Source organism: Bosea sp. BIWAKO-01 (assembly GCF_001748145.1).
Classification (GTDB): Bacteria; Pseudomonadota; Alphaproteobacteria; order Rhizobiales; family Beijerinckiaceae; genus Allobosea.
On record NZ_BCQA01000001.1, the window covers coordinates 3,689,769 to 3,703,419 of the forward strand.

Annotated in this window: 14 protein-coding genes; 5 read left to right on the forward strand and 9 right to left on the reverse strand. The window is 64.7% G+C overall.

The window, feature by feature from the left end:
- Positions 1-21: 21 nt before the first annotated feature.
- Both BIWAKO_RS17115 and BIWAKO_RS17120 read left to right on the forward strand, forming a co-directional pair.
- Positions 22-1,446: a DUF1800 domain-containing protein gene (locus BIWAKO_RS17115; RefSeq protein ID WP_069879673.1), complete on the forward strand. Its 1,425-nt coding sequence runs from the start codon at positions 22-24 to the stop codon at positions 1,444-1,446.
- A gap of 5 nt (positions 1,447-1,451) precedes the next feature.
- Positions 1,452-2,714, forward strand: a complete 1,263-nt coding sequence (locus tag BIWAKO_RS17120; protein WP_069879674.1) for a DUF1501 domain-containing protein — start codon at positions 1,452-1,454, stop codon at positions 2,712-2,714.
- Between the two features lie 6 nt (positions 2,715-2,720).
- Here the strand turns inward: BIWAKO_RS17120 and leuD are convergent, their stop codons facing one another.
- From leuD to BIWAKO_RS17155, 8 genes are all read right to left on the reverse strand, one after another.
- The gene (leuD, locus tag BIWAKO_RS17125) at positions 2,721-3,323 is read right to left on the reverse strand and encodes a 3-isopropylmalate dehydratase small subunit (RefSeq protein WP_043233564.1); all 603 of its coding nucleotides are present in this window, start codon (positions 3,321-3,323) and stop codon (positions 2,721-2,723) included.
- Between the two features lie 59 nt (positions 3,324-3,382).
- Complete coding sequence (locus tag BIWAKO_RS17130) at positions 3,383-4,015, reverse strand: LysE family translocator (RefSeq protein ID WP_244523469.1); 633 nt, start codon at positions 4,013-4,015, stop codon at positions 3,383-3,385.
- Positions 4,016-4,018: 3 nt separating this feature from the next.
- Positions 4,019-4,438 (reverse strand): metallopeptidase family protein, encoded by a 420-nt coding sequence (locus tag BIWAKO_RS17135; RefSeq protein ID WP_069882574.1) that lies wholly within the window; start codon positions 4,436-4,438, stop codon positions 4,019-4,021.
- A gap of 53 nt (positions 4,439-4,491) precedes the next feature.
- Positions 4,492-4,737, reverse strand: coding sequence for a hypothetical protein (locus BIWAKO_RS17140; protein ID WP_069879675.1), 246 nt, complete (start codon positions 4,735-4,737; stop codon positions 4,492-4,494).
- A 22-nt stretch (positions 4,738-4,759) separates the two neighbouring features.
- Positions 4,760-6,178 carry a 3-isopropylmalate dehydratase large subunit gene (gene leuC / locus BIWAKO_RS17145; protein ID WP_069879676.1) on the reverse strand — a complete coding sequence of 473 codons (1,419 nt, stop codon included), beginning with the start codon at positions 6,176-6,178 and terminating at the stop codon, positions 4,760-4,762.
- A 93-nt stretch (positions 6,179-6,271) separates the two neighbouring features.
- A complete protein-coding gene (locus tag BIWAKO_RS35980) occupies positions 6,272-6,448 on the reverse strand; it encodes a hypothetical protein (protein ID WP_162531536.1) in 177 nt (58 codons plus the stop codon).
- A 115-nt stretch (positions 6,449-6,563) separates the two neighbouring features.
- Positions 6,564-6,959: a 50S ribosomal protein L19 gene (rplS, locus tag BIWAKO_RS17150; protein WP_043233560.1), complete on the reverse strand. Its 396-nt coding sequence runs from the start codon at positions 6,957-6,959 to the stop codon at positions 6,564-6,566.
- A gap of 127 nt (positions 6,960-7,086) precedes the next feature.
- Positions 7,087-7,473, reverse strand: coding sequence for a hypothetical protein (locus BIWAKO_RS17155; RefSeq protein ID WP_069879677.1), 387 nt, complete (start codon positions 7,471-7,473; stop codon positions 7,087-7,089).
- 468 nt (positions 7,474-7,941) lie between these two features.
- Here BIWAKO_RS17155 and BIWAKO_RS17160 point away from each other — a divergent pair, with 468 nt between their 5' ends.
- A complete protein-coding gene (locus BIWAKO_RS17160; protein ID WP_069879678.1) occupies positions 7,942-8,730 on the forward strand; it encodes an SDR family NAD(P)-dependent oxidoreductase in 789 nt (262 codons plus the stop codon).
- Positions 8,731-8,894: 164 nt separating this feature from the next.
- Here the strand turns inward: BIWAKO_RS17160 and BIWAKO_RS17165 are convergent, their stop codons facing one another.
- A complete protein-coding gene (locus tag BIWAKO_RS17165) occupies positions 8,895-9,197 on the reverse strand; it encodes a putative quinol monooxygenase (RefSeq protein WP_244523470.1) in 303 nt (100 codons plus the stop codon).
- Positions 9,198-9,596: 399 nt separating this feature from the next.
- On the opposite strand from BIWAKO_RS17165, the gene BIWAKO_RS17170 reads away from it, so the two are divergent.
- Together BIWAKO_RS17170 and BIWAKO_RS17175 are read left to right on the forward strand one after the other, a co-directional pair.
- Positions 9,597-11,675 carry an elongation factor G gene (locus BIWAKO_RS17170; RefSeq protein WP_069879679.1) on the forward strand — a complete coding sequence of 693 codons (2,079 nt, stop codon included), beginning with the start codon at positions 9,597-9,599 and terminating at the stop codon, positions 11,673-11,675.
- Between the two features lie 158 nt (positions 11,676-11,833).
- Complete coding sequence (locus tag BIWAKO_RS17175) at positions 11,834-13,549, forward strand: AMP-binding protein (protein WP_069879680.1); 1,716 nt, start codon at positions 11,834-11,836, stop codon at positions 13,547-13,549.
- Positions 13,550-13,651: the final 102 nt, after the last annotated feature.

Genomic DNA, 13,651 nt, shown 5'->3' on the forward strand with positions numbered 1-13,651 from the left:
CTCAAGGCGAGGGAGTCGTCGATGGCGCGCGATTCGCGGTTGAATATTCTCGGGTTGCAGCGCTTTGGCCTGGGGCTCCGTCCCGGCGATCTGGCGGCGATCGGCGGCGACGCCCGGGACCTGTTTCTCGATGAGGTCAAGCGCAGGAGCGTTCCCGTTCCGATCGGCCTCGATCTCGTCGGGCAGGCGCAGATCGGATCGGCGTTCTATGCCTTCCAGGATAAGGAGAAGGCCGAGCGAGAGGGCCCGCGCCCGGCCATGCAGGCGGCGATGATGCCTGCCCCGGGCGGGATGAACGAAGGGCAGGGGGCGTCGGCGCCGCCGCCCGAGCCTCCCTTGCCGCAAAGGATCTACCGCGACGAAGTGGCCGCGCGGATGCGTGCCGGCCTGGAACCACTCGCCGGTTTTGGCGAACGGCTGGCGCAGTTCTGGTCGAACCATTTCTGCGTCTCCGTCTCGCAAGGCAACTTCGTGCGGGTGCTGGCCGGGGCTTATGAGCGTGAGGCGATACGCCCCTATGTGTTTGGCCGGTTCGAAGACATGCTCCTGGCCGTCGAGAGCCATCCGGCCATGCTGATCTATCTCGATAATCAGCAATCGATCGGGCCGAACTCTCCGGCGGGCAAGCGCCGTGGCCGCGGGCTCAACGAGAACCTCGCCCGCGAGATCATGGAACTGCATACGCTGGGTGTCTCCGGCGGCTATTCGCAAAGCGATGTGACCAGTCTGGCCCGCATCATCACGGGCTGGACAATTGCCGGCCGCGACGGCCGGCTCGGTTTTCCCGGCGTCTTTGCCTTCAATGCCGGCGTACATGAGCCTGGCATGCACCCGCTGCTCGGCAAGGATTACGAAGAGGCCGGGGCGGAGCAGGGGAGGCTCGCGCTGCTCGACCTCGCGCGTCATCCCGCGACAGCCCGGCATGTCGCGTTGAAGCTTGCGCGGCATTTCGTGGCGGATGATCCGCCGTCGGCGCTCGTTTCCCAGCTGGTGGAAACCTGGCGCCGTACGGAGGGCGATCTCGCCGCGGTATCGGCCGCGCTCATTCAGTCGAACGAAGCATGGGGTGCGGAGGCCGCGAAGCTGCGCCAGCCGCAGGAGTTCTTGCTGGCGATGCTGCGGGCGCTTGGACGCAAGCCGGAGTTCGGTCCCATCGCAGGAGCGCTCGCGACGATGGGCCAACCACTCTGGCAGCCCTCGGGACCGAATGGCTTTCCCGGAAACAACGATGCATGGGCGACACCAGAAGGCATCAAGACACGGATCGACGTGGCGGCCGCGTGGGGACGTCAGGCGGCTGGAGCCGCCAGCGACCCGCGGGCCCTGCTCGAGGCCGTGCTGGGCCCGCTCGCTTCAGCCGAGACCAGACAGGCGGTGGCCCGCGCCGAGAGCAAGCCGCAGGCGATCGCGCTCCTGCTGATGTCGCCCGAATTCCAGCGGAGGTGAGCCAGATGTCAGACGCAATCCGCGACCATGACGACGATTGCGAGGCGATGACACCATCGCGCCGGTCCGTGCTGGGGGCGGCGAGCGCGCTCTTCGCCTGGTCATTCATGCCGAAATTCGCCCATGCGGCGGCCGGCAGTCGGGATGTGCGCTTCATCACCGTGGTGCTGCGTGGTGCGCTCGACGGCCTCGCCGCCGTTCCGCCGATCGGCGATCCCAACTATGCCGATCTGCGTCAGGATATCGCCCTGCAGCGCGACGGAGCGGATGCGGCCTTGCCGCTCGATGGCTTTTTCCACCTCCACCCCGCCATGCCCAACCTCGCCCGGCTCTACGGCCAGGGGCATGCCGCGATCGTGCACGCGGCAGCGACGGGGTACCGCGAGCGCTCGCATTTCGATGGGCAGGATGTGCTGGAAAGCGGCCAGCAGGGGCCGGGGCGCGTCGATAGCGGCTGGCTCAATCGCATGATTGCGGCGCTGCCGGCTGGTGAGGCGATCGCGCGTCACGGTGTGCTCGGGGTCGGTGTGGTGCCACCATTGATCGTCAGGGGCCAGGCCCCGGTGCTGGGCTGGGCGCCGCCGGTGATGCCGCGCGCCGGAGATGATCTGATCCAGCGGCTGGGCGACCTTTACGGACAGCGTGACCCCATGCTGGCAAACGTGCTTGCTCGGGCGATCGAGACCGAGACGATCGTGCTCGGCCAGGGCATGGGCGGCGACAGGATGCGATCACGTGGCGGCCCGGGCAATCCCCAGGGCATGTTCCAGATCGCGGAGGGAGCGGCACGGCTCGTTGGTGCCGATGACGGTCCCCGTATTGCGGCGCTGGCCTTCGAGGGCTGGGATACCCACGCCAATGAGGGCGGCGCCAAGGGGCGGCTTGCCGGGCTGCTCGGCGGGCTCGATGGTGCGTTCAATGCGTTCGAGACCGGGCTGAAGCGGGTCTGGAAGGACACGGTCGTGATGGTCGTCACGGAGTTCGGTCGAACCGCCAGGATCAACGGCACGGTCGGAACCGATCACGGTACCGGTACCGTCGCGTTCCTGGTCGGCGGCGCTGTCAGGGGCGGTCGTGTGATCGCGGACTGGCCGGGGCTGAAACCGGAACAGCTCTGGGAGCAGCGCGACCTGAGGCCGACCACGGATATCCGGGCGGTCGCAAAGGGTGTCGTGACCGATCTGTTCGGCCTGTCGGGACCGGTTCTGGCCGAGAAGGTATTTCCCGGCACCGGCGATATTGCGCCGATGCCGGGCTTGGTCGTCTGATCCCGATCAGGCCCAGGCGCGCTTGGCGAGCTTGGCCTCGAAGGCGTCGATCTTCGGCGCCTTCTCCATGGTCAGGCCGATATCGTCGAGCCCGTTCAGCAGGCAGTGCTTGCGGAAGGGGTCGATGTCGAACGTCACCGTGCCCCCGTCTGGGCCCTTGATTTCCTGCTTTGCGAGATCGACCGTCAGCGTCGCGTTCGAGCCGCGATCGGCGTCGTCGAAGAGCTTCTCGAGGTCTTCGGGCGAAACCACGATCGGCAGGATGCCGTTCTTGAAGCAGTTATTGTAGAAGATGTCGGCAAACGAGGTCGAGATCACGCAGCGGATGCCGAAATCGAGCAGCGCCCAGGGAGCATGCTCGCGCGACGAGCCGCAGCCGAAATTGTCCCCTGCGACCAGGATCTCCGATTTGCGGTAGGCCGGCTGGTTCAGCACGAAATCGGGGTTCTCAGCGCCATCCTCGTTGTAGCGCATCTCGGCGAACAGCGCGGTGCCCAGCCCGGTGCGCTTGATCGTCTTCAGGTACTGCTTGGGGATGATCATATCGGTGTCGACATTGATCACCTTCAGCGGCGCCGGGGTGGAGGTCAGGGTGGTGAAGGGCTGCATGGCGAGGGCTCCAACAGGTCTTTCTGGCTAGGATATCGTGAGGTGGCCAACAACGCGCTTCACAGCTGCGCCGTCAGGAGTTTGAAGCTGGCGAAGGTGAAGAAGGCGGCAAGGCAGGCCTCTGCACGACGGCGGATCTTGCGATAGCCCGCGATCATGGAGGCGGTCGAAAACAGCAGGGCATATCCCTGATTGATCAGAAGCGAGATCAGCATGCAGCCGATGATGATGGCATGCACCACAACCACGGGTGTTTCCGGGCGCAGGCCGAGCGCGATGATCGCGGTCCAGCTCAAGATCGCCTTCGGGTTGGTCAGGTGCATGAGATAGCCGCGCAAATAGATGCGATGCCCCGAAACCGTGGCTTTCGGCGGGGGCATGTCCACTTGCATCGCTGAACGCGCCGAGCGCCAGGCCAGATAGAGCAGATAGACGCCGCCGACGATCTTGATGGCATAGAGCGCACCGGGACGGGCCACGATCAAGGCCGAGACGCCAATGGCGGCCAGGATGCCCCAGGTCAGGGAGCCGGTCGTGACGCCGAGTGCGAGCGTCATTCCGGCGCGCCGACCGCGCTCCATCGAGGTCGCCATCACCGCAAGATTGCTCGGGCCCGGGCTGGCAACTGCGAGGAAGAACGCGGAGTAGACCAGGGCCAGGCTCGGCAGATGCCGGATCAGATCGTCCATCATGGTCTATCGCTCCGCCCCGGCCTCGATCGCTTCCATGTCTTCGTCAGAAAAGCCGAAATGATGGCCGATCTCATGGACCAGGACATGGGTGACGATGGCGCCCAGGCTCTCGTCATGTTCGGACCAGTAGTCGAGGATCGGACGACGATAGAGATGGATCATGTTGGGCATCTGGCCCGTTTGCGGGCCCGAGCCCTGCTGTGGCAGGCCGACACCGGTGAAGAGGCCGAGGATGTCGAAGGGGCTCTCGATCTCGAGCTCCTTCAGCACATCATCCTCGGGGAACTCGGTGACGTTGATGATCAGGTCCGCGCAGAGCGCGCGGAACTCGTCGGGCAGGCGATCATAGGCGGTCTGTGCGAGGCTTTCGAAATCAGCGGCGCTGGGCGCCCTGACCTCGTCCCAGGCAACAGTGGACGACACCTCGGCAGATGCCGAGGCGCTGGCGGATGCTTTGATCGAAGGCACGGTTCCCATCACCAGATCTTGAGCTGATGCCCCAGCCACCAGGCGAGCAGCACGACACCGACGAGCGACAGCGCGCGACCGATGCGTCTGCCCCAGAGTTCGACAGCGTCGCCCTCAGGTGCGTCCCGGCCGGAGAAGTGATCGGCGGCGCGGCCCATGGAGGAGCTCAGCAGCCCCTCCTCGTCGCGCTTGACGCGCTCCAGCACTGCCTTGGCTTCGGCAGCCCGGGCGGCTTCGCGGGGATCGCCGGTCATGACCTGTGTCCCCGCTCGCGCATCAGCCCATCTGCCTCACATCGACGAAATGACCGACGAGCGCAGCGGCTGCGGCCATTTGCGGCGAGACCAGATGAGTACGGCCCTTGAAGCCCTGACGACCCTCGAAATTGCGGTTCGAGGTCGAGGCGGCGCGCTGGCCGGGCTTGAGCTGGTCGGGGTTCATGCCGAGGCACATCGAGCAGCCGGGCTCGCGCCATTCGAAGCCGGCGGCGAGGAAGATCTTGTCGAGACCTTCCTCCTCTGCTTGCTGCTTCACCAGGCCGGAGCCGGGGACGATCATCGCATAGTCGAGCGAGCCGGCGATCGTCTTGCCTTCGACGATCTTGGCGACGGCGCGGAGATCCTCGATGCGGCCATTGGTGCAGGAACCGATCCAGATCACGTCGAGCGGGATATCGGTCATCCTGGTGCCGGGCTTCAGGCCCATATAGTCGAGCGCGCGCCATTTCGACGAACGCTTGGTCTCATCGGCGATGTCATCCGGGTTCGGCACGCTTCCCGCGACCGAGATCACGTCCTCGGGGCTGGTGCCCCAGGAGACGATCGGCGGCAGGTTGGCGGCATCGAGCTTCACGATACGGTCGAAATGCGCGCCCTCGTCGGTGCGCAACGTCTCCCAGTAGCGCATGGCCGCATCCCAGGCCGCACCCTTCGGGGCCTTTGGCCGGCCGTTGAGATAGGCGAAGGCCTTCTCGTCCGGCGCGATCATGCCGGCACGTGCGCCGCCTTCGATCGACATGTTGCAGACCGTCATGCGGCCTTCCATCGACAGGGAGCGAATCGCCTCGCCGGCATATTCGATGACCGAGCCGGTGCCGCCCGCCGTCCCGATCTCGCCGATGATGGCGAGGGTGACGTCCTTGGCGGTGACGCCTTTGGCCAGAGTGCCGTCCACCTGGACGAGCATGTTCTTGGCCTTCTTCTGGATCAGCGTCTGGGTCGCGAGCACATGCTCGACCTCCGAGGTGCCGATGCCATGCGCCAGCGCGCCGAAGGCGCCATGGGTCGAGGTGTGGCTGTCGCCACAGACGATCGTGGTGCCGGGCAAGGTGAAGCCCTGTTCGGGGCCGACGATGTGGACGATGCCCTGGCGGATATCGAGTTCGTTGAAATACTCGACGCCAAAGTCCTTGGCGTTTCTGGCCAGAGCCTCGACCTGGATGCGGCTCTCCTCCTCGGCGATGCCGGCCTTGCGGTCGGTCGTCGGGATATTGTGGTCGACGACGGCCAGCGTCTTTTCAGGCGCGCGCACCTTGCGGCCGGTCATGCGCAAGCCCTCAAAGGCCTGCGGGCTCGTGACCTCATGCACCAGATGCCGGTCGATATAGAGCAGGCAGGTGCCGTCTTCCTGGCGGTCGACGATGTGGTCGTCGAAAATCTTGTCATAAAGCGTGCGGGGGGCGGTGGACGACGTCATGTCGATAAGCCTCGGTCGTGGAAATCTGTGATGCCGGCGCTCAAGGCCGGCTGGCGCAACGCAAACAGCCTGTCGCCGGCCAGGGGGCCGGTCTCAGGCGCGCCTAAGGCCCGCTGCCGCCGAGGTCGTGAAACGACCAAAGAAGCGCCAGGGCAGGCGCGCATGGTCATGCAGCGCCGCAAAATCCTGCGTCGTCGGGATGCGGCGCAGGTTCGCCTCGCGGCGCACGATGCGGCAGCAGTCATCCTCACTGGGCAGGACAGTGTTCATGACGATGTTCTAGCAGTTCCAAACTGTGCCGGCAACGAAGCCGACGCCGGGCCGCCCAACGCAAAACGCGGCCCCGAGAGACCGCGTTCCGGTATTCACAACAGCGCAGTGGCGCTTACTTGGCAGCCGACTTGTCGCCCTTGGCAGGCCGGGCTTCGACGCGCTCGGCGATACGGGCCGACTTGCCGCGACGATCACGCAGGTAATACAGCTTGGCGCGACGGACCTTGCCCTTGCGCACAACCTTGATGGAATCGATGTTCGGCGAATAGAGCGGGAAAACGCGCTCGACACCTTCGCCATAGGAAATCTTGCGGACGGTGAAGGCTTCGTTCAGGCCGCCGCCGTTGCGGGCGATCACGACGCCTTCATAGGCCTGAACGCGGCTGCGCTCGCCTTCCTTGACCTTGACGTTGACCTGCACGGTGTCGCCGGGCTGGAAATGCGGGATTTCCTTGCCTGCGCTCAGCTTGGCGATCTGTTCCTGGTCGATCTGCTCGATGATGTTCATGGGTCTCTCCATGGCCGTTGTCGCGTGTGTTCACGCGGGCGTTACGGCTCGCTGTTTTCAGTTGAGTGGCTGGCCATACAGGAGAGGTAGGGCCTTGTCGAGCGGAATGAGGCGCTGGTGTAGCGCGCTATTTCGCTGCCATGCCAGCTTGCCCCTGCCTAAAGACCAGCCAGCCGAACAAAGCCATGTCGACCAGCACCGTCAAGGCGCCCACGCCGGCAATCGGATCGCCGATCGCGTTTCCGGAATGAACCAGCGCCACGCCAACAGTCAGGACGAGCGTTCCGACGATCCAGATCCAGACCTGGATCCGCGCGCTACTGGCGAGGTCCAGGGATGGATGCAGCCGATAGAAGATGCCGAACAGAAACAAGGAGACCCATCCCAAGAGATTGAGATGGGCATGCGCCGGCAACGCCGAATGATCGCGCGAGATTGCCATGACGATGCCCCATATCATGCCAGCGAGGGCGATGAGGACGGCGGCGCGGAAGCTCAGAGTCGATGCTTTCAAGGCAATCTCCCTCGGAGGTCAGGGATCAGAATGCAGTCGGCCGGGCCGTCTTCGGTCTATTGGGGCAAGGGTTTTCTGGTCAGGATAGAAAGCGGGCAGGTGGGTCGCGCCAATTCAATGCAAACTCAATGAAATAGCGAGCAGCCTAGAGTGAGGATGTCCCGATCGAGGCAACAACACAAGGTCTGCTTACTTCGTATTGTGACGTCTGACGAAAGCCGGTTCTATGCGACAGATCTCAGGGGGAAAACCGAAGATCTCAGGGGGAGCGCAGACATGTGGGCTGTTTGCGAGGGCGAGCACGGCTCCATGGGTGCGCGAGGGGCGCAGCGCCTGATCGCAGGTCACTCCGTTCGCGATTTCCAATCGCATTCGGAATACCGTGCCCGCATTCACGCGCTTTGCTGGGGCGCTCCCAGGGCGCATAGCGTAGACGGACCCTGTTCGTCTCTGTTTCGGATCGCTTCAATGCCTCAGGACATCGCCAAAGTCGCTCTCGTCACCGGCGCCGCGCGCGGCATCGGGTTGGCGACCACGAAACGCTTCCTGGCCGAGGGCTGGCAGGTCGCCTTGCTGGATATCGACGGGGCGACGCTGGCATTGGCGATGGCGGAACTCGATGCACCGGACACGACCTTGGCGCTGACCTGCGACGTTGCCGAGGCCGCCGCGGTCGAAGCCGCCTTCAAGGCGTTGATGCAGCGCTTTGGCCGGCTCGATGCCCTGGTGAATAATGCGGGCACCGCCGTGTTCAAGCCGATCCTGGAGACAACGCTTGCGGAATGGCAGCGTGTGCTTGCGGTCAACCTCACCGGACCCTTTCTCTGTACGCAGGTTGCGGCTCCGCTGATGGCGGATACGGGCGGCGGCGCGATCGTCAACATCACCTCGATCTCCGGGCTGCGCGCCTCGACCTTGCGTGTCGCCTACGGCACCAGCAAGGCGGCTCTCGCCCATCTCACCAAGCAGCAGGCCGCCGAACTCGCCAGCCTCGGAATCAGGGTCAACGCGGTGGCGCCGGGCCCGGTCGACACCGCAATGGCCAAGGCGGTGCATAGCCCGGAAATCCGGGCCGACTACCATGACGTCATCCCGCTCAACCGCTACGGGCGGGAGGACGAACTCGCCGAGGCGATCTTCTTCCTGTGCTGCGAGAAGGCCAGTTACATCACCGGACAGATTCTTGCGGTGGATGGCGGCTTTGATGCGGTCGGGATCGGTCTGACGACCTTGCGTGGCGAAAGGCGCAATCGCTGATGTCGTGACGGGCTGCGCCGAGGGCACGCTTGGGGAAGCTCAGGAACACGGGCAAGCGGCTGAGGGGGCGGGGAAGTACCCCCTCGGAGGGAGAGGGGTTCCCGCGCTTTCAATGAACGGAGCCTCAGCGCTCCGGGCTCGATCCGTCGGTTCGCTCCTCAGCCCTAACCTCGCGCTGCAAATGGCTCCATCAGGATGTAGGTGCCGTCCGCCCGTTGATGCTTGTCGATCAGGGGGACGAGCCGCACGAAATGCTCGGCGCGGCAATGCGCATCGAGGGCAGCGCGATCCGGCCACTCCTCGATGAAGATGAAGTGCCCAGGGTGCTTCTGGTCGATGAAGAGATCATAGGAAATGCAACGCTCTTCAAGCCGGGTCTTTTCGACGAGCTCTGCATAGAGAGGCATGACAAGCCCGATGGCCTCGGTCTTGATGAAATCCTGGGCGATCACCTTCAGCACGAGCATTCCTCTTCCGTCATGAGCGCCGCCGATCGGCAGCAGTTTGCAACCATCACCGGCGGGCGTCCTATCCTGCACCGGCCGCCTGTCTGAAAGGTGGGCCATTCGCAGGATGCCGGAGGGATATCGAGCGGCCTCCGACACCATTCAAGACTGTCCGGCAGCGCTGGCCTCCGGGCCAGCAGAGAGATCGTGCCTGGAACATTCTGCTTGCGCTGCGCGGCCAACGGCGCGAACCTTTGCCTCGACATCCCTCTTCGACGGCCGCCCGACCCAGTCGGGGCCTGAGCGACCGCCGCCTTTCCGGCGTGGGCGCTGTGACATCGTTCTCGTCGGTTCTTCGCCGCGTTGCGCCGGGCGTCAGCTCTGGCGCTGGTGCGCGGCCACAACCCGAAGGAGGACGCTATGGCTGCGACATCAGGCAATGGAGGTTCGGCCGCCGGCAAGAGAGCTTCGGGGCCGCGATGCATCGCCATCGTTGGTCCCTTTCAAAGCGGCAAGACGACCTTGCTCGAGAGCATTCTGGAGCGCTGCGGCGCGGTTTCACGGGCCGGCTCCGTCAAGGCGAAGAACAGTGCCGGCGATGCGTCCGCGGAGGCACGGGCTCACCAGATGAGCACGGAGCCGAATGTCGCGACCGTCGATTTCCTCGGGGAGAGCTACAGCTTCATCGATTGTCCCGGCTCGGTCGAGTTCCTGCACGAAATGCGTCACGTCCTGCCTGTGGTCGATGCCGCGGTGGTGGTGTGTGAGGCTGACGACCGCAAGGCGCCGGCGCTCGAACTCGTCCTGCGCGAGCTCGAGGAGGCGGATATTCCGCGTTTCCTGTTCCTCAATAAGATCGACACGGCGACGCGCCGGGTGCGCGAGACACTTGGCATCCTGCAGCGCGCCTCGCGTACGCCGCTGCTGCTGCGTCAGATCCCGATCTGGCAGAAGGGCATCGCCGTTGGTTTCATCGACCTCGCCCTCGAGCGGGCCTTCATCTACCGCGAGCATGCGCCGAGCGAGATCGTGCCCCTCGGGTCGGAGGAGGTCGGCCGCGAGAAGGAGGCGCGCTTCTCGATGCTGGAGAAGCTTGCAGACTATGATGATGAGCTGATGGAGGATCTGCTTGGCGATATGGAGCCGCCGCAGGATCGGATCTTCGATGATCTCGCGCGGGAGCTGCAGCACCGCCACGTCGTGCCGGTGCTGATTGGCGCGGCCGAGCGGGGCAACGGCGTCACGCGGCTGCTCAAGGCCCTGCGGCATGAAGCGCCTTCGCTTCCGGAAACCCGCGGGCGCATCGGCGTCGTCGAGGACGGCGCGCCGTTGGCGCAGGTGATGAAGACCTGGCATTCGAGCCAGGGTGGCAAGATCTCACTGGCCCGCGTGTTGCGCGGGCGGCTCGCCGAGGGCGACGTCGTGACCTCGTCCAGTGGCGTCGAGACGCGCATCGGCGGTGTCATCGAGCTGAAGGGAGCCGAGCAGACGCGCAAGCCGGCCGCAGAAGAGGGACAGGTTGCCGCCTTTTCCCGGCTGGAAGGCGTGCGCACAGGGGATGCGCTGGCGGCTGGCAAGGTCCGTCCAGGCGTCGTGACGTCGGTTGCTCCGCCCGAGCCGGTCCACGCGCTCGGGATCAGCGTCAAGGATCGCAAGGATGATGTCCGGCTCACGGCTGCGCTCGGGCGCATCGCAGAGGAGGATCCTGCGCTGACCGTGTCGCATCTGCCGGAGTTCGGCGAGGTGCGGCTCTCGGGGCAGGGCGAGATGCATTTGCGCGTGACGATGGAGCGGTTGTCAGGGCGTTACGGCGTTTCGGCTCAGAATCATCCGCCTGAGATCGGTTATCGCGAGACCATTCGCGGCAAGGCCAGCGCGCGTGGGCGGCATCGCAAGCAGAGCGGGGGGCATGGCCAGTATGGCGATGTGGTGCTCGAGGTGGCGCCGGTCGAGCGTGGCGAGGGCATTCGGTTCGTCGACCGCATCACGGGCGGCGTCGTGCCGAGACAGTACATCTCTTCCGTCGAGGCCGGTGTGCGGGATTTCTGCCAGAACGGGCCGCTTGGCTTCCCGCTTGTCGATATCGAGGTGACGTTGACCGACGGCTCCTACCATACCGTCGATTCCTCCGACATGGCGTTCAGGCAGGCAGCGCGGCTGGCCATGGCGGACGCAATCCCGCAGGCCAGATCCGTGCTGCTCGAGCCGATCCTCGCAGTCGAGGTCGTCATCCCATCGGACGCGATGTCGCGAGCCTCGGCCATCGTTTCTGCAAGGCGCGGCCAGATCCTGGGCTATGACGCCCGGCCGGGATGGCGTGGCTGGGATCAGATCAACGCCCTGATCCCGGAAGCGGAAATGGGTGGTCTGATCGTCGAGCTGCGCTCGGCGACCTCAGGCGTCGGTTCCTTCAGCGTCAGGTTCGACCATCTTGCAGAACTCGCCGGCAAATCGGCCGATGCCGTCGTGGCCGCGCAGGCCCTCGCGCATGGGCGCTGAAACCCAGGTGTGACCTAAAAGGTTCATATATAAACCTTGTGGTAATGACAAAGCGGCGGGCGCTTGCGCCCGCCGCTTTCGTTCCGCACTGTATGGTTACAACAAGGCAGAAACGCTCGCATGAGTGGGAAAATGCCTGCGAGACGGGAGGAGCGACGATGAAGGTGACGAGCGCCGCACAGGCAGCAGCGGATCCGCGGCCCTGGCTGGCGCATTATCCGCCGGCGGTTCCGCCGGTGATCGATCAGGCCAAGGTCGGAACGCTCGCCGATCTGATCAGCCATGCCGTCACGACCTATGCCGCGCGCCCGGCCTTCGAGAGCTTCGGCAAGGCGATCAGTTTCGCCGAGGTCGGGAAAGCCGCCCGCGCCTTCACTGCCTGGCTGCAGGCCCGCGGCTTCAAGAAGGGCGACCGCATCGCGTTGATGATGCCCAACATCCTGGCCAATCCGGCCGCGATCTTCGGAACCCTGCTCGGCGGCTACACGGTGGTGAACGTCAACCCGCTCTATACGGCCCGCGAACTGACCCATCAGCTCAACGACTCGGGCGCCCGCGTGCTCGTGGTGATCGAGAATTTTGCCCATGTCGTCGAGGAGGCCCGACCGAATCTCAAGCTCGACCAGATTGTCCTGGCGACGGCCGGCGACCTGATGGGCTTCAAGGGGGCCATCGTCAATTTCGTGGCCCGCAGGATCAAGAAGGTCGTCAAGCCGTTCAACCTGCCGGGCGCGGTCCCGCTGAAGACTATTCTCGCCGGCCCATCGACGATGGCACCGGTCGTCGTCCTGCCCGAGGATGTTGCCTTCCTGCAGTACACCGGCGGTACGACCGGCGTCGCCAAGGGCGCGACCCTGACCCATCACAACGTCGCATCCAATGTCGAACAATGCGCGCTCTGGCTGGGCTGGGGACTCGAGCCGCCGCTCGGCCGCAGCGACTACCAGCATGTCATGGTCACGGCCCTGCCGCTCTACCATATCTTCGCGCTGACCTGCTGCTGCATGTTCATGCTGCGGATCGGCGCCAAGGGGCTCCTGATCGCCAATCCACGCGATATCGCGGGCTTCATCAAGATCCTGAAAACGAGCCGCTTCACGCTCTTTTCCGGTGTCAACACACTCTACAATGCGTTGGCCAACCATCCAGAGATCGAGAATGTCGATTTCTCGGAATTGCGTTTTGCGGTGGCGGGCGGCATGGCGACGCAAGCGGTGGTCGCCAAGCGCTGGCGGGAGGTCACCGGGCGGCCGATCGTCGAGGGCTACGGTTTGTCCGAGACCTCGCCAGTCGCCTCGGCCAACCGGCCCGACATTGCCGAGTTCACCGGCACGATCGGGTATCCGCTGCCCTCGACCGATTTCGCGATCCGGGATGCCGACGGCAATGACGTGCCGATGGGCGGTCCAGGCGAGGTCTGCATCCGCGGTCCGCAGGTCATGCGCGGCTATTGGCAACGACCGGACGAGACCGCGAAGGTGATGACCCCGGACGGCTATTTCCGCTCAGGCGACATTGGTGTTCTGCTGCCTGACGGGCAGATCAAGATCGTCGACCGGATGAAGGACATGGTGCTGGTCTCCGGCTTCAACGTCTATCCTAATGAGGTCGAGGACGTGCTAGCCGGCCATCCGGGCGTGCTCGAATCTGCCGTCATCGGACTTCCCGACGAGCATTCCGGTGAGGCGGTGACGGCTTTCGTGGTCAAGAGGGACGCCAGCCTGACAGCCGAGGAATTGCGCAGCTTCTGCAAGGATAATCTCACCGGCTACAAGGTGCCGAAGCAGATCATCTTCCGTGACAGCCTGCCGAAGACCAATGTCGGCAAGGTGCTGCGCCGCGCCCTGCGCGAGGAGATCACAGCCAAGGTCTGAACGGCACGACTTGATCGAGCCGGCGGGCTTGACTAGCGTTTGCATCGAATCCGGTTGCCGTGATCGTGCAGCGCCGACCTTCCCGCCGCTCGGAACAAGGTA

Coding starts and splice junctions, on each gene's coding strand:
- BIWAKO_RS17140 (WP_069879675.1), bottom strand. CDS start 4,737: ATGACCGGCGATCCCCGCGAAGCCGCCCGGGCTGCCGAAGCCAAGGCA.
- BIWAKO_RS17165 (WP_244523470.1), bottom strand. CDS start 9,197: ATGCTCGTGCTGAAGGTGATCGCCCAGGATTTCATCAAGACCGAGGCC.
- BIWAKO_RS17160 (WP_069879678.1), top strand. CDS start 7,942: ATGCCTCAGGACATCGCCAAAGTCGCTCTCGTCACCGGCGCCGCGCGC.
- BIWAKO_RS17120 (WP_069879674.1), top strand. CDS start 1,452: ATGTCAGACGCAATCCGCGACCATGACGACGATTGCGAGGCGATGACA.
- BIWAKO_RS17175 (WP_069879680.1), top strand. CDS start 11,834: ATGAAGGTGACGAGCGCCGCACAGGCAGCAGCGGATCCGCGGCCCTGG.
- leuC (WP_069879676.1), bottom strand. CDS start 6,178: ATGACGTCGTCCACCGCCCCCCGCACGCTTTATGACAAGATTTTCGAC.
- BIWAKO_RS17130 (WP_244523469.1), bottom strand. CDS start 4,015: ATGATGGACGATCTGATCCGGCATCTGCCGAGCCTGGCCCTGGTCTAC.
- BIWAKO_RS17115 (WP_069879673.1), top strand. CDS start 22: ATGGCGCGCGATTCGCGGTTGAATATTCTCGGGTTGCAGCGCTTTGGC.
- rplS (WP_043233560.1), bottom strand. CDS start 6,959: ATGAACATCATCGAGCAGATCGACCAGGAACAGATCGCCAAGCTGAGC.
- leuD (WP_043233564.1), bottom strand. CDS start 3,323: ATGCAGCCCTTCACCACCCTGACCTCCACCCCGGCGCCGCTGAAGGTG.
- BIWAKO_RS35980 (WP_162531536.1), bottom strand. CDS start 6,448: ATGAACACTGTCCTGCCCAGTGAGGATGACTGCTGCCGCATCGTGCGC.
- BIWAKO_RS17170 (WP_069879679.1), top strand. CDS start 9,597: ATGGCTGCGACATCAGGCAATGGAGGTTCGGCCGCCGGCAAGAGAGCT.